Genomic DNA, 21936 nt, shown 5'->3' on the forward strand with positions numbered 1-21936 from the left:
TTACGTCCCTTGTTGGAATTCAGCTTTGGGTATGGCGCCAGACGATGTCGCGCACGACGATCGGCTTCGGGATCAGGCCGAGCTTGTGGAAGCGGTCGGCGACCCCCTGCTGCGTCGTAATGATCTCGTCGGTCACGGGACCAATCAGAAATGATGCGCGGTTGGCCGCGACGGTCTGCACCTCGAGCGGCACGCCGGTCACAGCGGCAAGCGCGCTCGCGACCTCGCCGCGATTGGCCTCGGCCCAACGCGCAGCCTCCGCCAGGCCGTCGATCACTTCACGGGTTTCCTGCACATAGGTGTTCGCGAAATTACGGTTCGCCAAATAGAACGTATTGGTCTTGGCGACTTCGACGGCATTGACGAGGATCCGACCGTTCTGCCGCTTCTCGCCGATCGCAAAATAAGGATCCCAGATTGCCCACGCCTCGATGCTGCCGTTGGCGAATGCGGGCCCTGCATCCGGCGGCGACAGATAGACCGGCGTGATATCCTCGTAGGCCAGTCCGGCCTTCTCCAGCGTCGCGATCACCACGTTGTGCGCGCTGGTGCCTTTTGCAAATCCAACGCGCTTACCCTTGAGGTCCGCAATGGTGCGGATGCTGGAGTTGGCGGGAACCAGGATACCCTGCCCGCTGGCGATCCGCGAACCCGCCACATAGACGATATTGGCGTTCGCAGCCTGAGCAAAGATCGGAGGAGAATCGCCGGCCGCGCCGAAATCGACACTGCCGGTGCTCATGGCTTCCAGCAAAGGCGGGCCCGACGTGAACTCGATCCACTTGATGCCGATTTGCTTGTCGGCGAACCTTTTTTCGAGCACCGCCTGCTGCCGCGCAATCACCAGCACGCCGGTCTTCTGGTAACCGATACGGATTTCCTTGATCGAGGCTTGCGCCTGTGCGCGCGGCGACAGCGCAGCAATTGCGCCGCCAAACGACAATCCGAGAAACTCCCGACGTCTCATTCCAGATCTCCCAACGACCATGCGCGCGACGTTTCGCGATCATGCGATGTCAGATGATGGGATCATCGGTTGGAACTGTCGAGCACCTGCAAAAAATAGCAATGCGCGTTCTGCCATTCGACAACGCCACGACGCATTTATTGTTGGATGGATGATTTCGACGATATTTTTTCCCGCGGCACGCGCGACCGGAACCACATCCAACGCTTCACAGCGCTGTGACTTTGTCTGCCGATTGCTTCGCGCCGCGAAATTCGAGGGCATGACTCAAAGCACCTGTCACAAGCTCCTTGCTGCACAGTATTTAAGCGATAGCGGCACTGCATACGATTTCGTTCACGACGATGAATTCGAACGAACGATTCATTGCGACCTCGCAACCCAATTCAGACAGTCATTTCATTGACTGCGCTTCGGTCACTCGTAGGCTTCGCGCATCGCTGATTGCGCCCACGCAATGCAGTGCATGAAACGAGAAAGATCAAAAAACATGAATGCAACCAAACTTGAATCGCGCGCCCGTGCGCGTCTGCATCGCGTCAGTGCAACGTTGTTCAGCGCGGCGGTCGGTGTGGCGATCGCCGCGTCCGCGCTGGCCGCGGATACGGTGACGCTCCGTGTCGGCGACCAGAAGGGCGGCAACCGTTCTTTGCTCGAAATCTCCGGCTACGCGAAGGATTTGCCCTACAAGATCGAATGGTCGGAATTTCCTGCTGCCGCGCCGATCCTCGAAGCGCTGAACGCAGGCGCGCTGGATGTCGGCTACACCGGCGATCTCTCGTTCCTGACCGTGTATGCGGCCGGTGCACCGATCAAGGCTATCGGCGGCACCCGCTCCGATGCCAGGACGCAAGCAATCCTCGTCCGCCAGGACTCGCCGATCAAGTCAACCGCCGACCTCAAGGGCAAGCGCCTCGCCGGAACGCGCGGCGGCTGGGGCCAGTTCCTGATCGATGCAACGCTGGAGAAGGCCGGATACAGGATCGATGATGCGACCTTCGCGCCGCTCGGGCCGGTGGACGCCAAGATCGCGCTGGTGGCCGGCTCGATCGACGCATGGGCGGTCTGGGAGCCCTACGTGTCCTACGCCACGCTGAAGGACAATGCGCGGGTCGTTGCCAACGGTGAAGGCCTGACGCCGACCGTCACCTTCATCGTCGCATCCGATGGAGCCATCGCCACCAAGCGCGCGGCCGTGCAGGATCTCGTGCAGCGTCTCAACAAAGCGCGACTATGGTCGTTGGATCATCTGCCTGAATACGCCAAGAACACCGCGGAACTCACAAAGCTTCCCGAAGACGTGCTGTTGAGCGCCTACAAGGCGCAACGTACCAGCCCGATCGCGATCGATGAAAGCATCGTCAGGGAAGTCCAGGAAGCATCCGACCGCGCCACCCGCTACGGCATCCTTCCGAAGAAGCTCGATGTCAGCAAGGCGGTCGATCGCAGCTTTACGGCGGCGGCAAATTCGAACTGACGCCACGGGCGCGGTGCGATTTCTCCCATCGCACCGCGCCCGGTTCGACATCCGCCGAAACGCTATCCCGCCGCCACCTTCGGCGCCGGTGAGACACTCACCGCCAGCTTGCCGTAACGGTCCTTGAAGGCCTCGGTGTCGATCTCCTCAAGCTGGATCGCCCCGCTCATTACGCCCTTCTTCCACGCGTCATGCTCGGGGTCGTTCTGGAATTCCGGCATCACTTCCTTGCCGAACAGCTCGAGCGACTCGCAGATATGCGCATGGGTGTTCTTGCCCGCCTGGTTGAGCAGGATCACCTGGTCGATATGGGAAGCGCGGAAACGCCGCAGCTTCTTTCGGATGGTTTCCGGTGAACCGATCAGGCCGCCGCGCAGCGCCGCCTCCTGCGCCTCCGGATTGTCGCGCTTCCACTTGTTGTACTCGTCCCACATGTTGACCGTGCCGGGATCCGGACGCTGCCGATTCTGCGCCGCGCCGTAATAACGCAGTGCGAACTGGAAGAAGGTGGCGCCGTCGGCGCGGGCGCGCGCCTCCTCGTCGGTCTTGGCGCACATGAAAAACGAGACCAGCGCCATGTTCGGATTGATCTCGTAATCGGCGAGCTTCTTTAAGCGCTTGGTGATCGCGTTGTAATAAGCATGCACCCAGGCATGCGCCGCTTCCGCGCTGACAAACTGGAAGCCGAGCGCGCCAAAGCCGTTCTCGCCGGCGCGCTCGATGGTCGGCAGCTGCGAGCACGCCATCCACAGCGGCGGATGCGGCTTCTGGACAGGCTTGGGAACCACGTTGCGCAGGGGAATGTCGAAATACTTGCCGTGATGCTCGGTGCCCACTTTCGTGAACATCGGAAAGATCGCCTGTACCGCTTCCTCGAACACCTCGCGCTTGGTTTCCATGTCGCGGCCGAACGGCGTCAGCTCAGTGATCGACGCGCTCTCGCCCATGCCGAATTCGCAGCGGCCGTTTGACAGGAGATCGAGCACCGCGACCCGCTCGGCGACGCGCGCGGGATGATTTGTCGTGAGCTGAAAAATGCCGTGTCCGAGCCGGATATTTTTGGTCCGCTGGCTGGCCGCAGCCAGAAAGGATTCCGGCGCGGGCGAGTGCGAATATTCTTCGAGGAAATGATGTTCCACCACCCAGGCGTGGTCATAGCCGAGCCGGTCTGCGGTCTCGAGTTGCGTCAGCGCGTTCTGGTAGAGCCGGAGCTCGTCGCCCTCTTGCCATGGGCGCGGCAGCTGCAGCTCGTAAAAGATGCCGAATTTCATGACGCCTCCCCAGGACCGCTTGTTAAGCCCGCTTGTTGTTTTCAGGCAGTGTATTCGCCATGCATCCCAAGTCCAGCCTCGACCGCGAAACAGCAATTCCGTGGCGCGGAAGCAGCCTTGCATGGAGCGCGCGAATGGTTAGCTTTACGCTTCCGTTGAGTCGCGGCCTCACCGCCCGCTCTGCTCTCCATCTGGGCCACATGACCACGTTCACGCCGCATCAGGATTCCGCGCTGAAGGCCGTTGCCGACTGGCTGAAGGCCAAGCCCGGCAGGGGCGGCACGCCGCCGGTGTTTCGCCTGTTCGGCTATGCCGGTACCGGCAAGACCACGCTGGCGCGGCACATCGCCGAAGGCGTCGATGGCGAGGTGAAATACGCCGCCTTCACCGGCAAGGCGGCGCTGGTGATGCGCAACAAGGGTTGCGACAACGCCTCCACCATTCACTCGCTGATCTATCGCGCCAAGGAATCCGGCGTCGAGCAGCCGAGCTTTGAGCTGTGGGACGACGCACCGGCTTCCAAGGCCAAGCTCATCGTGATCGACGAATGCTCGATGGTCGACGCCGAACTCGGCCGCGACCTGATGTCGTTCGACTGCCCCCTGCTGGTGCTCGGCGATCCCGCGCAATTGCCGCCGATCCAGGGCGGCGGCTTCTTCACCGACTGCGAGCCCGACGCGATGCTGACCGAGGTGCATCGCCAGGCGCAGGACGATCCGATCGTACGAATGTCGATGGATATCCGCGAGGGGCGCGAACTCGAAATCGGCCGCCATGGCGAGAGCGAGGTGGTGCCGCGCAGCGAACTCGATCCGGATCGCGTGATGGGCGCCGACCAGGTGCTGGTCGGCCGCAACAACACCCGCCGCGCCTACAACATGCGCGTTCGCCAGAAACAGAACATCGAGGACCCCTTTCCGGTGGCCGGCGACAAGCTGGTCTGCCTGCGCAACAACCGCAAGAAAGGCCTGTTCAACGGCGGACTGTGGCGGGTGAAGTCGCGCACCCAGCCGCGGGCGAAATCAAAAATCCTGACCATGCGGCTCTCGCCCGACGAGGAGTTCGGCCACAAGGTGACCAAGGTCTCGGTGCGTCATGATTGCTTCGAGGGCGGCATCGAGGCGATCCCGTGGGAGCAGCGCAAGCCCTATGACGAGTTCGACTACGGCTATGTGCTCACGGTGCACAAGTCGCAGGGCTCGCAATGGGACGACGTGGTGCTGTTCGACGAGAGCTTTGCGTTCCAGGACAGCCGGGCAAGATGGCTCTACACCGGCATCACCCGCGCGGCGAAGCGGCTGAGCGTGGTGGTGTAACGGTCTCTACCGTCATTGCGAGCGAAGCGAAGCAATCCAGAATCTCACCGCGGAGTCAGTCTGGATTGCTTCGTCGCTTCGCTCCTCGCAATGACGGCAGCAATCACTTCCCCGCCACGAAGTAAAAATCCTCGCGGCCTGGCAACGATCCGTAGGTGAACGGCTGCTGCGTGCGATTGGTGGCCTTCCAGACGTCATCACGGACAATGTCGAACAGCTTCCGCACCTCGATCCTCGGTTCCTTGATGACGCGCGCCAGCACCGTGGCGAACGGGCTGTTGAGGGAATCGCCGTCGAGCGCGGTCTCGCCGTGCTTGGCGGCATAGACCACCATGAAGCCGGCTTCCGGCTCGATATTGGAAAAGCCGCGGTTGACCAGTTTTAGCGAAATCGTGCGCTGCATGGTCTTTTCAAAGGGATTGTCGCGGCAGGCGTCGAGCATCACCAGCCGCAGTTTCCGCGCGCCGGCCACGGATGCGATCACCTGCTCCAGCGCAACCGCTTGCGTCTCCGCATCGTTATCGGCCTTCAGCCTGGCATCGACCGGGATCAGATAATTCACGCCGCCGATCTCCATGCCGTGACCGGCATAATAGACGACAGCCCAATCCGCCTTTTCCGCCTCCATGCCGAACTCATGCAGGGTGGCGAAGAATTTATCCCGGGTGAGATCCGGCGCCAGCGTCACCGTGACAAAGCCGAGTTCGCGAAAGGTCGACGCGAGCAGTTTGGCGTCACGCGGTGGATTGTCCAGCGGGGCAACATTCCTGTAGGCGCCGTTGCCGATGATCAGCGCGACCTTGCGCGGCCCGGCTGGTTGTGGCGTCGGCGGCGAAGCCTTGCCCGCGGGCGCGGCCGTACCCAGCAAGGCTTCCAGCCGTTCCTTGGCGACGGCGCGCGCCAGCGTGGTGTCGATGTCCTCGCGCCGCACCGCCACGGCGTTGGCGGCCGAGCGATAGTCGGCGCGTGCGGCGGTGAGGTTGCGGCGTTTTTCGAATAGCTGCCCGCGGCCGACATAGGCGCGAACGTAGTTCGGATTGATCTTGAGCACCTGGTCGTAATCGCCGAGGGCGGCGTCGAGATTGCCCTTGCCGAGATAGGCATTGCCGCGGCTGGTCAGCCCGTAAACATTGTTCGGTGACTTCGCCAGCGCCGCATTGCAGTCGGCTATCGCATCATCGAACCTGCCCATGCCGGTGTAGGTAACGCACCGGTAGGCCGGAACTTGCGGACCGTCGGGATTGATCTTCTGCGCCTCGGCGAAGTCGGCAAGCGAAGCGTCGTACCGTTTCATCAACCCTTGCAGGCGGCCCCGGTTGTAATGGTGCAGGTAGCGGCTCTGATCATTGGAGATATGCTTGACCGCCAGGTCGAACTCGTCGAGGGCGCGCTGCAGCTCGCCCCTGCGCATGAAGATCAGGCCGCGGTTGTTGTAGGCACTGCCGTAAGTCGGACGCAACTGCAGGCACAAATCGTAGTCGGCGAGCGCACGCTCGTCGTCGCCCTTGTAGCTGTAGGCAATGCCGCGCGCGTTGATGACGTTGATATTCTGGGGCGCGATCTCGTGGGAAGCGGTGAACGCCGCGATCGCGCCGTCGTAATCGCGCTTCTTCACCAGGCTGTCGCCACGAAACCAGAAGGCGGCGGCCCGGGAAGGGCCGGTGATCTTCTCGTCGGCGATCACGCTCTCGCAGGCCGCCAGGCGTGCCGTGGGTTCCGCCGTGGAATTCCGGCAGGTGTCGATATCGCCGGCCGCCCGCGCGGGGCCGGTGGCGGCAAGCATGACGAGACCCAGCCATAAGGCCCGCAACATCAGCAAAACGCTCCGGCGCATGGATTTTGGTCGCGGGGCGCGACCTGCGGTTCATTGTGGAAAGGGAAGCCCGCACCGGTCAAGCGTCCCCTCTAAATGCTTGGGCAGATGGCCTTATTCACGAACTCGTGTGGCGCACGCCGTAACAATCCGCAAGCAGCGCCGTATCTTGGGCATCGGAGAGAATTGAGCCGATTGCGAAACGCCGATCCCGCTCTAGACTGCCCCCAACCATTGCCGAAAGAGGAAACCATGTCCCCTCGCCATCTCAGCCTGTCGCTGTGCGCTGCCGCCATCGGCGCGCTGGCCATCGCCGCGGTCGCCATCAGCCCCTCGCGCGCCTCGGAGGAAGCCGTCATCATTCCCCCGCCCGCGCTCGACGTGCAGGCGGCCGACGGCATCCAGACCGCCGTGATCGCCGGCGGCTGTTTCTGGGGCGTGCAGGGCGTGTACCAGCACACCGCCGGCGTGCTCAACGCGGTGTCCGGCTATTCCGGCGGCAGCAAGATGACCGCGAACTACACCATGATCGGCACCGGCACGACCGGACACGCCGAGGCGGTCGAGATCAAATACGATCCGAAAAAGATCAGCTACGGCAAGATCCTGCAGATTTTCTTCTCCGTCGTGCATGACCCGACGCAATTGAACCGCCAGGGCCCGGACACCGGCACGCAATATCGTTCGGCGATCTTCACCGCCAATGACGAACAGAAGAAGGTGGCGGAGGCCTATATCGCCCAGCTCAACGCCGCCAAGGTGTACAAGAAGCCGATCGTGACCAAGGTCGGCCCGCTGCAGGCGTTCTATGCGGCGGAGGACTATCACCAGGACTACCTGACGCTGCACCCGAACCAGCCTTATATTGTCTTCAATGACATGCCGAAGATCGAGAACCTGAAGAAGATCTTTGCGGAGAACTACATCGAGAAGCCGACGCTGGTGAGCAACGCCAAGGCTACCAATTAGTACGCTCGTCATTCCGGAATGGTCCGAAGGACCATATCCGGAATCTCGAGATTCCGGGTTCGCTTCGCGCCCCGGAATGACAACGAGGGAGATTGCATGTCCGACACCAAAACATCCGGCAAGGTCGTCAAGAGCGAGGCCGAGTGGCGCAAGGAATTGTCACCGATGCAGTACGCCGTGCTGCGCGAGAAGGCGACCGAGCGGCCGTTCTCCGGCGAATATGAGCACGAGCATCGCAAGGGCACCTATACCTGCGCCGGCTGCGGCCAGACGCTGTTCGAATCCGACGCCAAGTTCGACTCCGGCTGCGGCTGGCCGAGCTTCACAGCGCCCGCCGTGGACAGCCATGTCGACGAGGAGCGCGATGTCAGCCACGGCATGGTCCGCACTGAAGTTTTGTGCTCGAAATGCAACGGCCATCTCGGCCACGTCTTCCCCGATGGCCCCGGCCCGACCGGCCTGCGCTACTGCATCAACTCGGCGGCCTTGAAGCTGCAGCCGAAATAGTTTCGGCAGAGGTCGAACTTGTTCCAATCCCCGCGCGACCAAGGGCTGGTCGCGCGGGGATTTTGTTTGGTGGGACACTTTTCCCGGTTTGCCCGGCGCGCAAACTTCAAGGAAAATTTCGAAATGCACATTTCCAAACGTCTGCTGTGCGGTCTGGGGCTTGCCGCCCTCATCATGGAGAGCGTCGTGATCCAGCCTGCCCTTGCCGCCGACAAGGTCTCCCTGTTCAAAATCATCACCGCCAAGGACGAAATCGTGATCGGGATCAGCGAGGGCGATCTTGCCCAGATCGAAGGCCAGAACGCCGGCGGCGTCGCCAAAATGCTGGTCGCCAAGGGTTCGATGAGCGCGTGGCAATATGCGGTGCGCAAATCCGCCGGCGGCGATCTCGAGCAGGCGCCGCTGCACAAGATCGGCCTGATCGCCAGCGATAGCCTTCGCGTCGAGCCCTATGCGACGCCGTTGAAGGTGCTGCCGATCGACGAGACGAAGAAATGACTTCTTCCCTTCTCCCCTTGTGGGAGAAGGTGGATCGCTGACGCGAAGCGGCAGCGAGACGGATGAGGGGTCTGTCTCCGCGGAGAGAACCCCTCATCCGGCGCTGCGCGCCACCTTCTCCCACAAGGGGAGAAGGGAAGTGTGCTCCCCCATCCGGCGGATCGACCAAGGACTTGCGGCCTGGAATATGCTTTGATCCGTTCCGCGGGGGCGTTTTGGGGGACGCCCGCGGGCCTTCGCGGAGCGCGCCATGTCGCTTGGAACGATACTCGTCATTATCCTGATCATATTCCTCCTCGGCGGCTTCTCCGGCCGGTTCGGCGGCTATGGCTACGGCCGCGGCCATTCCACGATGGGCCTCGGTGGCGTGATTTTAATCGTGCTTCTCATCCTGCTCCTGCTCGGCAAGCTATGAGCCTCATAAGCCATTGAAATAACTTGAATTAATTTGTGTTCCACGCAGTCATGCGTGGATTCATCATCACCCCCGATGTCAGGCTTCAGGGGTCGCATTTCCGTCAAAGAAGCTTATATTAGGACCTGAAATGACGTGCACGGCGCGGCCCCGCCATAGTGGCCCACCGTCATCCAATCCCCATTGCTCACACGCAAGAGCCGAAAAAGATTGAGGTCACCGTCCATGCGTCCCTTCAGCTACAACACCGCCGCCGAACTGTTTCCCGCCGCGATCCGCAAGAAGAAGCGGGCTGGTTTCGCCTATCGGCGTTTTGGCACCGCGGCGGAAGCAGTTCGCTTCGCGATCGAGGAGCTGCCGGCGGACTCGCTGAATGGCGCCTACCTGCAGGTCGAGGAAGCCCGCTTCGACCAGAGCGGCATCCGCACGCTCTATGAAAGCGAAGCCTTCCCGCTGCCGCGCCGTCCGCGTGCGCCCGCCAGCGCCGAAGACAAGGCCGACGCGGCCTGACATTCCGCCATCGATAAATCGACTGCCCTCGGAGCATCTCCGAGGGCATGTTTTTTGGCGACATCTTTTCCAGCGTCATGCGTCAGCGCGGCTGCTTGTCGAGCCAGCGCTTGAGCATGCGCACGTTGCGGACGTTGGCGCGGAACATGACGTCGAAGGCGTCGCCAGCGACCGGCACCAGGCCGACCACGCCGTCAACCGCGACATTGCCCAGCATCCGCGCCGTGATGTGCCAGGGCGCGCCGAGCGCACGCGCCTCGCGCACCACCCACAGCGCAATCGCCGTCGTGATGATGTCGCCGACCACGGGGATCAGGCCGATCAGCCCATCGATGCCGTAGCGGAATTTGGTGCCGGGCACGATGAAGGCCACGTCCAGCAGTTTGGCGATGGCATCGAGCCGCGCCAGCCGCTGCTCCCGCGTCAGATCGCCGAACGGATTGGCGGCGGAATGGCCGAAATCGAACCGCAAGCCCTCGAACTGCGTGTGCAGGTTCGCCTCGGGGAGCTCGCGCCCCTCCTGGTCGATGACCGGGCCGCGCCCGGGCGCGCGCGTCCGGGAAGACTGCCCGGAGCGTGAACGGTGCGGCGTATAGATATCGTCGTTTGACATGGCCATCAGATGGTAATGTGAATGCGGGGTGCAAGTTGCGTCAAATTATCACTGCGTATTATCGCCGCCGTCGGCGTCAGGCCGAAGCGGCGGCGGAAGCAGCGGTTGAAATAGGACAGGTCGTTGAAGCGGCATGCGCCAGCAAGTCCGCCGCCTTGCGCAACGCCCCGACCCCGGCATTTACCGGATAGATCGGCCACGAAAAAAATCTATAGTTCAAGCCTCAACCACGGTTGAAGCGGCTCGGGGCTTTTTTCACGTAAGCGTATTACAATCACATTGCGCATGAGCGGCGGGCCGAAAGGTCCGCCGTTTTTGCGTGGTCGGCTGGTCCTGGGTCGTCGTCCCTGCGTTCGCATGCGTTCGCATGGGACGACGGAAGAGAGCCCGTTGGCTCCACCCATCCTGCGCTCTATCGTTCAGGTCGAATGCGCCGCCTGCGGCGTGTCGGCGTATTTGTGCGTCAGCCAGGACGACAGCATCGCGGGCACCAGGCCGCCGACGCCATAGAGCACAAACTGCATCACGCCGGTATCCTGCCCGCGCGAGCCATAGAGCAGCGAGGCGGCGGCAAAGCCGATTGCGCCCACGATAAGTATCCGCGCCACCGGAGCAATGCGCTTGACGTGATAGAGAATGTCGTCGATGGCGCCGATCATCAGCGCCGGCACAATGCCAAACAGATAGCTGTATGGCAGCGTCGTAACGAAGGCACCAAGGAACTTGCTGATCTCCGACCAGCTGGTTTCGGCCCAGTAACCCGATGCCATCGAGGTCGCGAACAGCATCAGGAGCCCGCCGATGGGAGGGCCGATCGTTCCGAAGATCAGATAGCGTTTCATGGCGACCTCTGCGTTGAGTCTATGGATCGAGAAGACTCACCATCGGACCAACCGCGCGCTTCCGTAACCGGACATGATCCGGCTTCTCATCAACGCCCTGGTCGCAGGCAATTTCAAATCCAGTCAGGATGGAGTCAAGGGGCAAGCAGCCTTCCATGCAACCTTCGCGCGTCTGCGAAGGCGACGTCAAGCAGGCTGGCTCACCTTCTTGCCCGCCGTCGGCGCCGCGGCAGGCTCATTCTTCCTGGCCAGAATCCGATCCGACCCCCATCGAATGGTCCATTGCGCCACCGACAGCAACAACGACTCAAACACCGCCACGCATTGTTCGAGTTCCCGGTCGGTGGATGGCGGGCAATTGGGGCGGTTGCGGACAATCATCGTCGTGGTCGACCAGGTCAGCCGCGCGGCCTTGCAGGCAACGATCAGTCCGTACACCCGGTCGGCTTCGAGCAGGGGTTCGATCGCCTCGACCTTGACGTCGGCCTTCAAGGCAAGGGCCGCAACCACGTGCGTGTATTCGCCCCGCACCGCAAACCGGTTGACGATTGAATCACTCAGCTTGCCGGTGCGATTGAGCGCAACGACCTCGCTTTGCGCCTGGGTGTAGTCAATCGCCTTCCGGGCTACGCCGCCCTGTGCGGCGACCGCCGCGGCGGAATTTTGGGCTTTCTGGCGCGCGACAGGCCGCGGTGCCGTCAGGAAGCGCGCGCGAACGACGTCGGCAACCTTGCCAATGAGTTCCCGCAGCAAGCTGCCGGGAATATCCATGCGAACGCCGAGCTTTTCCGCCAGCCCTTCGTCACGCTCCGCCCGGCCCACCAGCGTCGCGTAACCGCATTCGGAGAAACGCGCGCCCGAATTCCGGGCAAGCGCGTTGGAGACGTTGACGTCGCCAAATCTCATCAGCGCGTCCGTCAGCGCTTCGTTGAGCGTCTTCCGGTCGCAGATCGCCAGCAGGTGCTGCTGGCTACGGCTTTTGACGATTTCAAGAAGGTCTGCTTCCGAAACGCAGCTGGAGCTTCTCAGCACCGGCGCGGCCACCTGGGGCTGTTCGTGGAACGCAAGCTGGCGGATGGTCTGGCGCGGGGCCCGCTCGATGGTGGAGAGCGCCTCGCTGAGCTGGATCACGGTTGCGGCTTCCACCCGCGCGACCAGGTGGGCGAGGACGCCATCAACGGCTGCGATCTGGGAGTCGCCGAGACGGCCGACATTGGACAGGAACAGGTCCGTCACCTCGCCAAAAATCCGGGCGTCGTGCTCGGGTCCACTCTCTTCGGCGCCGTTCAATTCTTTACGCAGATCCGACGAAGCGGCGGGCATGGCTATCCCACCTCCGCATCGGTCGTGCCGGCTCGCCGCATGACCCCGTTTCCGCCGGCTCGCGTCATGCCTTCAGGCCCACGGTTCGGAACGCTTCCAGTGGCCGCGCCATCGCAGGGATGGCCGGGGTCGTCGTGGATCCATCTGTAGCGGAATGAACAAGCATTTGGGCGCCATTCGAAAGGCCGGTGTCGGCAGCCTTTTCACTCCAACGAAAGCAACGAGCCGGGTGCGAGCAATAGCCACCGATCGTACCCGGGCTTCCCTAACGGGTGGTTGTTTCGAACCCGGGATTATCCGCATTTGTACTAAGTTTTGTGGCGTGGAAGGCGAGCCCGGCCGGCTGGGGCCCGCCGGGCCGGGCAATATCCGCCTTCGGCCCCAGGGATCGCAGGGTCAGGGAAGGCGCGCCATGGAAGGGTTGGGTAGCGGGCCCGCATCTGTTCCTTCTTCGAAAACCGCGTTGTCGCGCATCTGCGCTTCGGTCGACGTGTCGCGCACGCAACAGTTAGGAAAGTGTTGACGCGAGCCATTGCAGCTTCACAGCATTGGCGCATAATTCGTTGCGGGGCGGCGCAGCACTTTTGATTCGAACATCGGCAGAATTCGAGCAACCACACACCGGGTGATTCCCGGGTGATGGATGACGTGTGCGGCAGCGCAAGCCGCGTGCAGCGCCCCCAATGAACAGCGGCCAGCACCGCGCGCGCAACCTTGGGGATCGCATCGATGACTTTCCACCGTACAAGCAGGATCGCACTTCTCGTCGCCATCGCCTGCGCGGCGACGGCGCTTTTCGCCCGCCCGAACCTCGCCTTCTCGTCGGAGGCGCAGCAAATGTGCACCGGCGACGCCATGCGGCTATGCGGCCATGAAGTCCCCAACGTCCAGCGAATCACCGCCTGCATGGTCAAGCAACGCGCGAATCTCAGTCCGGGCTGCCGCGCCGTGATGGACCGCGAGCACGCCGCACGGAGGCGAGCCGCCACCGCCGAGTGATCGGCCGCTGCGCTCGAAGACGAACGCGAACGGCCTCAGCCGGATGATGTGCAATGCTGAGGCTGTCTTCCTGCTGGATTCTTTACCCGCGCAGGAGATCGATTTAACGATCGATCTCCTGGCTCAACGGAGATCAGCTCAGGCTGAGAGCGCATCCGCTGCGCTCCAGCCACTCCCCCAGAGCTACTCCCCCCACATCGCGAACGCGTCGTTGAACGCGCGTTCGCCGGGGGAGCCCTTTTCAATCGCGATGATGGCGCGGCGCTGGTTGACATAGACCAGCGGCACGTCGAACCAGGAGCGCTCCTTCAGGAGCTGCAAATTGCGGGCGCGGTCGGAATCGACGTTGGAGAGGCCGACCAGGAAGAAGCCGTCGGTGACTTTGACGGCGAGGCCTGCCAGCGGCGTGCCGCGCGCCTGCTCGTTGGACTTCATCAAAATGCCCGGCACGTTGCCGACGCCGCCGCCGGAGAAATCCTGCGGCAGGATGAAGGTCAATTCCGCGGTGTGGCTCGCCGGCAGCGAACTGTCGGTATTGCGGCGGAACGACATCGTCATCTTGAACTTGCGATCGGGAATCTCGATGTCGGCGCGCACGGCGACATCCGGCTTCTGGTTGCCGCTCGCCTTGATCGGTTCGGTGCGCCAGATCACCGAGCCGACATATTGCTTGCCCTTGGGATCGGACGGGTCCTCGTCATACAGCACGACGCGCTGCGCCACCGGCGCGACGTTCTCGCCTGGCGACGGCTGGCCGACGCGATCGGGGATTTTTGGGCGCGACTGGGGTGCGGCCGGATCCTTCGGTGCTTCCACCACAGTGGAGGATTTGAACAGGCCGCCCACGGCCGTGACGGCCGACTTGCCCCACAGGATGCCGGCGCCGACCAGAATGAGCACGATACCGACCGCAATCGCGCTCTTGAACGGAAACACCGCCGCCGACCGGGCGCGCTGTTTCTTCGGCTCGCGGTCGCGATCCTGCGACAGCCGCGAACGCTCACGCGGCGGCGGCATTTGCGGCGGCTGCGGCGCGTAACGGTCGGCCTCCTCCAGCGATTCGTCATACGAATAGGGCGCGTCGGGATCGGCGCCGCGGTTTTCCATGCTCGGCTCGAGCCGGTCGAATTCCGGCGAGGGCGACGGCACGTTGGCATAGGTCTTTCGCGCGGCGCGGTTGGCCTGGGCCGCGGCGCGGCCGAGATCGTCGGCGTCGGCGGCGATGTCGCGGAAGCCGCGCATGCCGGGCGGCTGCGGCGGTGCGCCGTTGTCGGGACCGCGGCGGGGGCCACCTCCGCGAGGGGGCGGCGGCGGGAGCCCGGCATCCTGCATCGGAATCTGCGGCGGCTGCGGACGCGGCGCGCCGGGCGGCGGCGCATCGGCGCGCAGATTGCGCGGCGGGCGTTGCTCATCCTGGCCAAGCGGCGGACGGGCCTCGCGCGAAGGAGGAGAAGGCGGACGCTGGCGCATCGCACCGGGCGGCGCGCCCGGAGGGCCTGCGGATTCCGGCGGCCGGGCATTGGCGCGGCGGAAAGCATCGCCGCCGCGCGCGGCGCCACCGCCGCCACCGGGCCGGCTTGCCTCGCGGGCGCGCTGGGCGGCTTCCGATTCGACCTTGCGCACAGCCTCTTCCAGCGACAGCCGTTCGCGGGTGATTTCGGATTCGGAAAGCGGCGGCTGAACGCTGCGCAACTGCGCGATCAGCGCGGTGCGGGCCCGCTCATAAAGCGCACGGCGGCTCTCGCCTGGAGCATTGGGGTCCAGGCCGGCGATAGCGCGTGCGATCAGCGGGTAATAATCAGCCATTTCTCTTCAATACTGCAGGTCGATATTGGAGCCTTGGCGGTAACATCCCGTTAAGCCTCGAACGGGTTCTGTACCAGAATAGTATCCTCGCGTTCGGGGCTGGTGGAAAGCAATGCGATGGGACAACCCACGAGTTCCTCGACCCGGCGGACATATTTAATGGCCTGGGCCGGGAGATCTGCCCAAGAGCGGGCGTTGGCGGTGGGCTCCTTCCAGCCCTCGATGGTCTCGTAGATCGGAACCACCCGGGCCTGGGCGCCCTCGCCCGCCGGCAGATGGTCGATCTCCTTGCCGTCCAGCATGTAGCCGGTGCAGACCTCGATGGTGTCGAAGCCGTCGAGAATGTCGAGTTTTGTAAGTGCGAGTCCGGTGATGCCGCAGGTGCGGACGGTCTGGCGCACCAACATGGCATCGAACCAGCCGCAGCGGCGTGGACGGCCGGTATTAGTGCCGAACTCGCGGCCGCGCTCGCCGATCTTGCGGCCGATGTCGTTATCCTGCTCGGTCGGGAACGGTCCCAGCCCCACGCGGGTCGTGTAGGCCTTGCAGATGCCAAGCACGTAACCGACCGAGGCCGGCCCCATGCCGGTGCCGGTCGCCGCCTGCGCCGCCACCGTGTTGGACGAGGTGACGTAAGGGTACGTGCCATGGTCGACGTCGAGCAGCGCGCCTTGCGCGCCCTCGAACAGGATGCGCTTGCCCTCGCGGCGCTTGATGTCGAGCAGCCGCCACACCGTCTCGGCGTAGGGCAACAGTTTTGGCGCGAGTGCAGTGAGCTCCTTCAGGATGCCGCCGCCGTCGATCTCCTCCAGATTGAGCCCGCGGCGCAGCGCGTTGTGATGCGCCAGCAGACGGTCGATCTTGTGCGGCAACGTGTCGAGGTCGGCGAGGTCCATCAGGCGGATGGCGCGGCGGCCCACCTTGTCTTCATAGGCGGGGCCGATGCCGCGACGCGTGGTGCCGATCGCGGTGACCGCATTGGAAGATTCCCGCAAGGCGTCGAGATCACGGTGCAGCGGCAGGATCAGCGTGACGTTCTCGGCGACGCGCAGGTTTTCCGGGCTGATGGCGACGCCCTGGCCCTTCAGTTTCGTAACTTCGTCCAGAAAGGCCTGCGGATCGAACACCACGCCGTTGCCGATCACCGCAAGCTTCGAGGGGCGCAGCACGCCGGACGGCAGCAGCGCCAGCTTGTAGGTCTGGCCATTGATGACAAGCGTATGGCCGGCATTGTGGCCGCCCTGGAAGCGCACGACGATATCGGCCTGCTCCGACAACCAGTCGACGATCTTGCCCTTCCCTTCGTCGCCCCACTGGGCGCCGACGACGACAACGTTGGCCATTTCTAAAGTGTTCCCTGCAAATCTGATGGTCCCAGCATGACCTTTCCGGAAAACCGGTAGCCACTTTTCCGGATCATGCGCTAGCTTGCCCAGCCAAAATCACGGCCGGGGCCGTTCGCATGCAAGGCAGCCCCACCGGATAAAGGAAGCGGCTGCTCTAGGCAAGTGAGAAGGCATCTTTAAGGGGGCCTTAGAAAGGCTCCAACCCATTGATATCCCCGTAAAATTCCTGACCACCGGGCGAGAGACCCATTAACATCCGGCAATGACGGAAAGGCCATGTCGAAAACCACCCGCGCAACGCAGGCGCTGGAAAAGCTGGGCGTGAAATTCACCCTGCATGCCTACGACTACGACCCGGATGCGGCGAGCATCGGGCTGCAGGCGGCGGAAGCGCTCGGCGTGCCGCCTGCGCGCGTGCTCAAGACGCTGATGGCCGAGGTCGACGGCAAGCCGGTGTGCGCCGTGGTGCCGTCGGACTGCGAAGTCAGCATGAAAAAGCTCGCAGGCGCCTTCGCTGCCAAGGCGGCCAAGATGATGCGGCCGGCGGATGCCGAACGGCTGACCGGCTACCATGTCGGCGGCATCTCGCCGTTCGGGCAGAAGAAGCGCGTGCCGGTCGCGATCGAGGCAGCGGCGCTCGGCCATGCCAGCGTGTTCCTCAATGGCGGCCAGCGCGGCTTGCAGGTCGAACTCGCTCCCCAGGACGCCGTGAAAGCTGCGGGCGCGATCGCGCGCGCACTGGTGGCGTGAGCGGCCCCGGCTCCGGCGGGGCCCTACGGGGAGAGCTGTGGCTGCGTCTGCGCCCATAGCATCGCCTCGATGATGGCCCTGCGCAGTTTCGGGCGCTGCTCCTCATCGCATTCGATGAACGCCAGTATCGAATTGGCGCGAACGGCAAACTGGTGACGTGTTTCGGCTTCGGCTTCTTCGGCCGACATTGGCTTGTTCAAAGGAATAACCCATCATCTCTAGAAATTCGCCTCACGGACAGACGAAGCTGCTGCGCAGCCGCCGCCTGCAAAACCGTGGTCCCAGCGATCGAACGAACGCCCTGTACTGAAATTAACCCGGAATAACCCACCGCATGCGCCCGGAAAACAAACCAAGGTTGGGTCGCATTAGTCTATCGTCCCTTGATTGCATACTCGCCCACCCGCTGGCAACCCCAAACAACAGACAAGGAACAAATTAAGGCCGGCTGCATGGTCGCGATGCGTCCTGCACCATTGATGAGCACCGCAAATCCGTGTCTGTGGCAGAGCCGGGCTACATTTCCGGCCTGGCGACATCGGCCGGGCGGGCCGCGGCGCCATGAACCGGGCCTTATCCTGAAATGTCGGCTACCGAACAGACTTCATCCGCCCGATCCGGGAACTGGCTCGCCAACCAGCCTTACCTGCTGCTCTGCATCACCGCGCTGTGCTGGGCCGGCAACGCCATCGTCGGACGGATGGCCGCCGGCCACATCGCGCCGGTGACGCTTTCGTTCCTGCGCTGGTCGTTCGCGTTCCTGATCATCCTGCCGTTCGCCTGGAGGCATCTGGTCCGCGACTGGGCCGCGATCCGCAGCCGCCTCGGCATCATGATCCTGCTCTCGATCACCGGCATCGGCGCGTTCAATACCCTGCAATACTGGGCGCTCGAGCACACCCAGGCGCTGAACACGTTGCTGCTGCAGTCAGCGGGCCCGCTGGTGGTCGCGGTGTGGTCGCTGCTGCTGCTGGGCGTACGGCTGACGCTGGCGCAGGCCGCGGGCGTCATGCTGTCGATGGCCGGCGTGCTGATCATCCTGATGCATGGCGACCTCACCAAGCTGTCCGGCATCGACTTCAACATCGGCGACCTGATCTTCATCGTGGCGCTGGCGATCTTCGGAATCTATTCGGTGCTGTCGCTGAAACGCCCCGATATCCACGGCCTGTCGTTCGTCGCCTTCACCTTCGGCGCCGGCGCGGCCTGCCTGATCCCGCTGTTCATCTGGGAACTGTTCGCACAGCCGTTGATGCGGATTGACACCGCGAATTTGCTGACGCTCGCCTACGTAGCGCTGTTTCCCTCGACGATCGCCTATCTCTGCTACAATCGCGGCGTGCAGCTGATCGGCGCCAACCGCGCCGCACCGTTCTTCCACGTGGTGCCGGTGTTCGGAACCATCATGTCGATCGTCTTCCTCGGCGAGCACCCGCAGGCGTTTCACTTCATCGGCTTCGCGCTGGTGCTGGCCGGGGTATTCGTGGCGTCGCGAAAACCGAAGACGGGCTGAGCTCAGAGCGTCACGACAATCTTGCCGAACTGTTCGTTCGACTCGAGAAATCGATGCGCCTCCACGATCTGATCAAACGAAAAGGTCTTTGCGATTACCGGCTGTAGCGAACCCGACTTCAGCCCCGCGAGCACGAACGCCTTGGCGGCTTCAAGCCGCGCCGGGTCGCCGACGATCTCGTGCATGAGGTAGCCGCGCAGCGTCAGGCGCTTGCTCAGCACATTGAACAGCGGAAAAGGTGTCGGCTCCGAACTCAGGCCGCCATACTCGATGAGGATGCCGCCTGTCGACATCGCCGCCGTCAGAGGCTCAAAGATCGGGCCTCCAACCGCATCGAACACGACCCGAACGCCCGTGGGGCCGGCGATTTCCTTCAGCCGCGCTTCCAGATTCTCCTCCGCCGAAGCGATTACATGCGCGGCACCGAACCCTAGCAAGGCCCGCTTTTTACGGGACGTCCGCGTGACCGCGATCGCAGTCGCGCCGGTCTGGTTGGCAATCTGAATGGCGGCAAGTCCGACACTGCTGGATGCCGCCGTAATGACCACGAAATCCTCCCGCCGCAGCGTGGCGATCTCGATCAGTGCGCCATAGGCGGTAACGGTTGGCATCCAGATCGCTGCCGCCGCCTCAAAGCTGAGCGAACGCGGGTGCTGGACGACGAGTTCGGCAGGGAAGCTCGCCAGCTCGCCATAGGCGGGCCAGCGGACCATCGATAGCGGAGGCACCACGCTGACGGCATCGCCCAGCGCGAAGCTGTCGACGCCTGCACCGACCGCTTCGACGATGCCGGCTGCTTCCAGGCCAAGCCCGGAAGGTAATGTCGGCGTCTCGATATAAGAGCCGTAACGGAGCAGCACTTCGGCACGGTTGAGGCCCAACGCCCGAACGCGGATTTGCACCTCGCCCGGAGCGGGCGGTGGCACATCGATATTCTCGATGCGCAGCACCTCGGGACCCCTATGCTGATGAAAACGGACGACGCGAACCATTCGACAAACTCCAAAGCAATTGAGCTGAATAGGTAATGCCGAGCTTCACTGGAGCAATAAATCCCTTCCCAAGCAGGACAGTCGAAACTAATAGTTTTGAATTATGGATCGTCTTTCCAGCATGGCCGTATTCGTCAAAGCCGCCGACCTCGGCTCGTTCGCGGCCGCGGCGGATGCGCTCGATCTGTCTGGGCCCATGGTCGGCAAGCACGTCCGGTTTCTCGAACAACGTCTGGGGGTTCGCCTTATCAACCGCACCACGCGCCGTCAGAGCCTGACCGAGTTCGGCCGCGCCTACTATGATCGGTGCCGATCAGTGCTTGCTGAAGCCGAGGCCGCGGACGCACTCGCGGCCGAACAACTTTCCGAGCCGCGCGGCAAGCTGCGGGTTACTATGCCCGTGCTGTTCGGCCGCCGCTGCGTTGCTCCGGTGTTGCTGGAGTTGGCGGGGCGGCATCCCAAACTCGAGCTCGATCTTTCTTTCAGCGATTCTCTCACCGATCTTTCTGACGGCGGCTTCGACCTCGCAATCCGCACTGGCACGCTGGAGGACAAGGCTGGATTGATCGCCCGTCGCATCGCGCGCCAGCGCATGATTGTCTGCGCCTCGCCATCCTATCTGGCGACTCACGGAACCCCGCGAGAGATCGAGGATATCGGCAAACATCAAGCCATCCTCTATGGCCGTTCCGGTCATGCGAGCCCCTGGCTGTTTCCGCGCGACGATCAGCCTCCGATGCAGCTCATGCCGGTCAGCCGGTTCCGGCTCGACGATCTCGACGCCATCGCCGATGCTGCGGCTGCGGGGATGGGAGTTGCGTGGCTGCCCTATTGGCTGGTTCGCGAACGGATTCAGGCAGGCGCCCTTGTCCCGTTACTGCCCAATCAAACCGGTTTCCTGTACGACGGCTATGCGCTTTGGCTGCAGGCGCCTTATTTGCCTCTGAAGGTTCGTCTTGCGGTCGACGCGCTGGCGGCGGCCTTGCCGGGGCTGATGACGTGAACGGCGATCACGCCCGCCACGGAAAGCTGGCAGCGCATGCATCCGCGGTGACTTTATCTGCCAGATCCGTTACTCCTGAAGCGTGTTTCGCTTAAGGCATTCGATGAAGGTTCGCGCCAGCAATCTGTTGATCGGCACGCTCGTCCTGGCCCTGATCGGGGGATCGCTGGGCGGGTTTCTCGGCTACCAGAAGTTCGTCAGCGCCAAGCAGAAGGTGCCGTTCCGGGTGATCTTCGAAGGCTCGGCGTCCGGTCTGCGCAAGGGCGGCAGCGTGAACTTCGCCGGCATCCGGGTCGGCGAGGTGGTGTCGCTCAAGCTCGACCATCCGCGCCGCGTCGTGGCGCTGGCCATGATCGACGGCAACACGCCGGTGAAAAGCGACACGCAAGTCGGCCTCGAATTTCAGGGGCTGACGGGCATCGCCGCGATCTCCTTCACCGGCGGCTCCGACGAAGCGCTGCCGCCGCCAAAGGGCCCGGACGGCATTCCCGAGCTGACCGCCGATCGGGACGGGACGCTCAACACCCAGGAAAAAATCCGGGTGGCGCTGCGCAACGTCGACCGGGTGATCGCCGACAATGAGGTAGCGATCAAGGATACGCTGCGGAATTTCGAGACCTTCACGGCCTCGCTGTCCGGTGACGGCGAGAAGATCACCAGCATCATCGCGACCGCCGAAAACGGCGTCAACGCCGTCGACGGCGCGCTGACCAAGACCAAGGATTTCTTCGGCAGCCTCGCCAGCGACAAATATGGCGGCGAATTGCTGCCGACCGTGATCTCGATGCGCGAGCTGATCGAAAGTTTTGACAAGAAATCCGGGATGCTGATGGCGGACACGCGAAAAATGTTTGGCGAAATCAGCCAATCCATCAACAATAGCAAGTACGGCAGCAGGCCCCCCGCCTCGCCCGCCAGACGATAGCTTGAAATCAAAACCAAAAATAACGGAACGCCCGACGTGCTCGACAAATCCACCGCTGTGACCGCGCCGCCCGCGACCGTG

The 21936-nt window shown here is 63.1% G+C and carries 24 protein-coding genes; 13 read left to right on the forward strand and 11 right to left on the reverse strand.

What is annotated here, in order from left to right; all coding sequences use genetic code 11:
- Window positions 1–19 precede the first annotated feature (19 nt).
- Window positions 20–967, reverse strand: coding sequence for a sulfonate ABC transporter substrate-binding protein (locus C7G61_RS31795; protein WP_108521367.1), 948 nt, complete (start codon window positions 965–967; stop codon window positions 20–22).
- Window positions 968–986: 19 nt separating this feature from the next.
- Here C7G61_RS31795 and C7G61_RS44110 point away from each other — a divergent pair, with 19 nt between their 5' ends.
- The gene (locus tag C7G61_RS44110; RefSeq protein ID WP_145963717.1) at window positions 987–1373 is read left to right on the forward strand and encodes a hypothetical protein; all 387 of its coding nucleotides are present in this window, start codon (window positions 987–989) and stop codon (window positions 1371–1373) included.
- 84 nt (window positions 1374–1457) lie between these two features.
- The gene (locus C7G61_RS31800; protein WP_190242052.1) at window positions 1458–2444 is read left to right on the forward strand and encodes an ABC transporter substrate-binding protein; all 987 of its coding nucleotides are present in this window, start codon (window positions 1458–1460) and stop codon (window positions 2442–2444) included.
- 62 nt (window positions 2445–2506) lie between these two features.
- Here C7G61_RS31800 and C7G61_RS31805 read toward each other — a convergent pair whose 3' ends face one another.
- Window positions 2507–3715: an LLM class flavin-dependent oxidoreductase gene (locus C7G61_RS31805; RefSeq protein WP_108521372.1), complete on the reverse strand. Its 1209-nt coding sequence runs from the start codon at window positions 3713–3715 to the stop codon at window positions 2507–2509.
- A gap of 200 nt (window positions 3716–3915) precedes the next feature.
- On the opposite strand from C7G61_RS31805, the gene C7G61_RS31810 reads away from it, so the two are divergent.
- Window positions 3916–5031: an ATP-dependent DNA helicase gene (locus tag C7G61_RS31810; protein WP_108521510.1), complete on the forward strand. Its 1116-nt coding sequence runs from the start codon at window positions 3916–3918 to the stop codon at window positions 5029–5031.
- Window positions 5032–5134: 103 nt separating this feature from the next.
- On the opposite strand, the gene C7G61_RS31815 is transcribed toward C7G61_RS31810, so the two are convergent.
- Window positions 5135–6844 (reverse strand): caspase family protein, encoded by a 1710-nt coding sequence (locus tag C7G61_RS31815; RefSeq protein WP_108521375.1) that lies wholly within the window; start codon window positions 6842–6844, stop codon window positions 5135–5137.
- 252 nt (window positions 6845–7096) lie between these two features.
- Here C7G61_RS31815 and msrA point away from each other — a divergent pair, with 252 nt between their 5' ends.
- From msrA to C7G61_RS31840, 5 genes are all read left to right on the forward strand, one after another.
- A complete protein-coding gene (gene msrA / locus C7G61_RS31820) occupies window positions 7097–7813 on the forward strand; it encodes a peptide-methionine (S)-S-oxide reductase MsrA (RefSeq protein ID WP_108521377.1) in 717 nt (238 codons plus the stop codon).
- A gap of 96 nt (window positions 7814–7909) precedes the next feature.
- A complete protein-coding gene (msrB, locus tag C7G61_RS31825) occupies window positions 7910–8320 on the forward strand; it encodes a peptide-methionine (R)-S-oxide reductase MsrB (RefSeq protein WP_108521379.1) in 411 nt (136 codons plus the stop codon).
- Window positions 8321–8443: 123 nt separating this feature from the next.
- Window positions 8444–8818 (forward strand): hypothetical protein, encoded by a 375-nt coding sequence (locus C7G61_RS31830; protein WP_108521381.1) that lies wholly within the window; start codon window positions 8444–8446, stop codon window positions 8816–8818.
- Between the two features lie 250 nt (window positions 8819–9068).
- Window positions 9069–9233 (forward strand): DUF3309 family protein, encoded by a 165-nt coding sequence (locus tag C7G61_RS31835; protein WP_108521384.1) that lies wholly within the window; start codon window positions 9069–9071, stop codon window positions 9231–9233.
- Window positions 9234–9458: 225 nt separating this feature from the next.
- Window positions 9459–9743 carry a hypothetical protein gene (locus tag C7G61_RS31840; protein WP_108521386.1) on the forward strand — a complete coding sequence of 95 codons (285 nt, stop codon included), beginning with the start codon at window positions 9459–9461 and terminating at the stop codon, window positions 9741–9743.
- Between the two features lie 82 nt (window positions 9744–9825).
- Here C7G61_RS31840 and C7G61_RS31845 read toward each other — a convergent pair whose 3' ends face one another.
- The 4 genes from C7G61_RS31845 to C7G61_RS31860 form a co-directional block, all read right to left on the reverse strand.
- Window positions 9826–10362, reverse strand: a complete 537-nt coding sequence (locus C7G61_RS31845; RefSeq protein ID WP_108521389.1) for a DUF4112 domain-containing protein — start codon at window positions 10360–10362, stop codon at window positions 9826–9828.
- Window positions 10362–10556 (reverse strand): AraC family transcriptional regulator, encoded by a 195-nt coding sequence (locus C7G61_RS31850; RefSeq protein WP_244608550.1) that lies wholly within the window; start codon window positions 10554–10556, stop codon window positions 10362–10364. The genes C7G61_RS31845 and C7G61_RS31850 overlap by 1 nt, the downstream gene beginning before the upstream one ends.
- A gap of 219 nt (window positions 10557–10775) precedes the next feature.
- Window positions 10776–11198 (reverse strand): DUF5413 family protein, encoded by a 423-nt coding sequence (locus C7G61_RS31855; RefSeq protein WP_108521391.1) that lies wholly within the window; start codon window positions 11196–11198, stop codon window positions 10776–10778.
- Window positions 11199–11384: 186 nt separating this feature from the next.
- Window positions 11385–12521, reverse strand: coding sequence for a DUF2336 domain-containing protein (locus C7G61_RS31860; protein ID WP_108521393.1), 1137 nt, complete (start codon window positions 12519–12521; stop codon window positions 11385–11387).
- A 729-nt stretch (window positions 12522–13250) separates the two neighbouring features.
- Between C7G61_RS31860 and C7G61_RS31865 the strand changes: the two genes are divergently transcribed.
- A complete protein-coding gene (locus tag C7G61_RS31865) occupies window positions 13251–13520 on the forward strand; it encodes a hypothetical protein (protein WP_108521395.1) in 270 nt (89 codons plus the stop codon).
- A gap of 183 nt (window positions 13521–13703) precedes the next feature.
- On the opposite strand, the gene C7G61_RS31870 is transcribed toward C7G61_RS31865, so the two are convergent.
- On the reverse strand, window positions 13704–15326 hold the full coding sequence (locus tag C7G61_RS31870) for a hypothetical protein (RefSeq protein ID WP_108521397.1): 1623 nt from the start codon (window positions 15324–15326) through the stop codon (window positions 13704–13706).
- Between the two features lie 50 nt (window positions 15327–15376).
- Window positions 15377–16669: an adenylosuccinate synthase gene (locus C7G61_RS31875; protein ID WP_108521400.1), complete on the reverse strand. Its 1293-nt coding sequence runs from the start codon at window positions 16667–16669 to the stop codon at window positions 15377–15379.
- 279 nt (window positions 16670–16948) lie between these two features.
- Between C7G61_RS31875 and ybaK the strand changes: the two genes are divergently transcribed.
- Window positions 16949–17422, forward strand: coding sequence for a Cys-tRNA(Pro) deacylase (gene ybaK, locus C7G61_RS31880; RefSeq protein WP_108521402.1), 474 nt, complete (start codon window positions 16949–16951; stop codon window positions 17420–17422).
- Window positions 17423–17445: 23 nt separating this feature from the next.
- On the opposite strand, the gene C7G61_RS44975 is transcribed toward ybaK, so the two are convergent.
- Window positions 17446–17610: a hypothetical protein gene (locus tag C7G61_RS44975; RefSeq protein ID WP_190242053.1), complete on the reverse strand. Its 165-nt coding sequence runs from the start codon at window positions 17608–17610 to the stop codon at window positions 17446–17448.
- Window positions 17611–18005: 395 nt separating this feature from the next.
- On the opposite strand from C7G61_RS44975, the gene C7G61_RS31885 reads away from it, so the two are divergent.
- Complete coding sequence (locus tag C7G61_RS31885) at window positions 18006–18935, forward strand: DMT family transporter (protein WP_108521404.1); 930 nt, start codon at window positions 18006–18008, stop codon at window positions 18933–18935.
- A 2-nt stretch (window positions 18936–18937) separates the two neighbouring features.
- Here C7G61_RS31885 and C7G61_RS31890 read toward each other — a convergent pair whose 3' ends face one another.
- Entirely contained in the window at window positions 18938–19927 is a 990-nt protein-coding gene (locus tag C7G61_RS31890) for a zinc-dependent alcohol dehydrogenase family protein (RefSeq protein WP_108521407.1), read from the reverse strand.
- Window positions 19928–20030: 103 nt separating this feature from the next.
- Here C7G61_RS31890 and C7G61_RS31895 point away from each other — a divergent pair, with 103 nt between their 5' ends.
- Entirely contained in the window at window positions 20031–20930 is a 900-nt protein-coding gene (locus tag C7G61_RS31895) for a LysR family transcriptional regulator (RefSeq protein ID WP_108521409.1), read from the forward strand.
- Between the two features lie 103 nt (window positions 20931–21033).
- On the forward strand, window positions 21034–21855 hold the full coding sequence (locus C7G61_RS31900) for an MlaD family protein (RefSeq protein ID WP_108521411.1): 822 nt from the start codon (window positions 21034–21036) through the stop codon (window positions 21853–21855).
- The last annotated feature ends 81 nt before the right edge of the window (window positions 21856–21936 follow it).

It is taken from the genome of Bradyrhizobium algeriense, from assembly GCF_003062295.1.
GTDB classification, from domain to species: domain Bacteria; phylum Pseudomonadota; class Alphaproteobacteria; order Rhizobiales; family Xanthobacteraceae; genus Bradyrhizobium; species Bradyrhizobium algeriense.

Coding starts and splice junctions, on each gene's coding strand:
- C7G61_RS31795 (WP_108521367.1), bottom strand. CDS start 967: ATGAGACGTCGGGAGTTTCTCGGATTGTCGTTTGGCGGCGCAATTGCT.
- C7G61_RS44110 (WP_145963717.1), top strand. CDS start 987: ATGCGCGCGACGTTTCGCGATCATGCGATGTCAGATGATGGGATCATC.
- C7G61_RS31800 (WP_190242052.1), top strand. CDS start 1,458: ATGAATGCAACCAAACTTGAATCGCGCGCCCGTGCGCGTCTGCATCGC.
- C7G61_RS31805 (WP_108521372.1), bottom strand. CDS start 3,715: ATGAAATTCGGCATCTTTTACGAGCTGCAGCTGCCGCGCCCATGGCAA.
- C7G61_RS31810 (WP_108521510.1), top strand. CDS start 3,916: ATGACCACGTTCACGCCGCATCAGGATTCCGCGCTGAAGGCCGTTGCC.
- C7G61_RS31815 (WP_108521375.1), bottom strand. CDS start 6,844: ATGTTGCGGGCCTTATGGCTGGGTCTCGTCATGCTTGCCGCCACCGGC.
- msrA (WP_108521377.1), top strand. CDS start 7,097: ATGTCCCCTCGCCATCTCAGCCTGTCGCTGTGCGCTGCCGCCATCGGC.
- msrB (WP_108521379.1), top strand. CDS start 7,910: ATGTCCGACACCAAAACATCCGGCAAGGTCGTCAAGAGCGAGGCCGAG.
- C7G61_RS31830 (WP_108521381.1), top strand. CDS start 8,444: ATGCACATTTCCAAACGTCTGCTGTGCGGTCTGGGGCTTGCCGCCCTC.
- C7G61_RS31835 (WP_108521384.1), top strand. CDS start 9,069: ATGTCGCTTGGAACGATACTCGTCATTATCCTGATCATATTCCTCCTC.
- C7G61_RS31840 (WP_108521386.1), top strand. CDS start 9,459: ATGCGTCCCTTCAGCTACAACACCGCCGCCGAACTGTTTCCCGCCGCG.
- C7G61_RS31845 (WP_108521389.1), bottom strand. CDS start 10,362: ATGGCCATGTCAAACGACGATATCTATACGCCGCACCGTTCACGCTCC.
- C7G61_RS31855 (WP_108521391.1), bottom strand. CDS start 11,198: ATGAAACGCTATCTGATCTTCGGAACGATCGGCCCTCCCATCGGCGGG.
- C7G61_RS31860 (WP_108521393.1), bottom strand. CDS start 12,521: ATGCCCGCCGCTTCGTCGGATCTGCGTAAAGAATTGAACGGCGCCGAA.
- C7G61_RS31865 (WP_108521395.1), top strand. CDS start 13,251: ATGACTTTCCACCGTACAAGCAGGATCGCACTTCTCGTCGCCATCGCC.
- C7G61_RS31870 (WP_108521397.1), bottom strand. CDS start 15,326: ATGGCTGATTATTACCCGCTGATCGCACGCGCTATCGCCGGCCTGGAC.
- C7G61_RS31875 (WP_108521400.1), bottom strand. CDS start 16,669: ATGGCCAACGTTGTCGTCGTCGGCGCCCAGTGGGGCGACGAAGGGAAG.
- ybaK (WP_108521402.1), top strand. CDS start 16,949: ATGTCGAAAACCACCCGCGCAACGCAGGCGCTGGAAAAGCTGGGCGTG.
- C7G61_RS44975 (WP_190242053.1), bottom strand. CDS start 17,610: ATGTCGGCCGAAGAAGCCGAAGCCGAAACACGTCACCAGTTTGCCGTT.
- C7G61_RS31885 (WP_108521404.1), top strand. CDS start 18,006: ATGTCGGCTACCGAACAGACTTCATCCGCCCGATCCGGGAACTGGCTC.
- C7G61_RS31890 (WP_108521407.1), bottom strand. CDS start 19,927: ATGGTTCGCGTCGTCCGTTTTCATCAGCATAGGGGTCCCGAGGTGCTG.
- C7G61_RS31895 (WP_108521409.1), top strand. CDS start 20,031: ATGGATCGTCTTTCCAGCATGGCCGTATTCGTCAAAGCCGCCGACCTC.
- C7G61_RS31900 (WP_108521411.1), top strand. CDS start 21,034: ATGAAGGTTCGCGCCAGCAATCTGTTGATCGGCACGCTCGTCCTGGCC.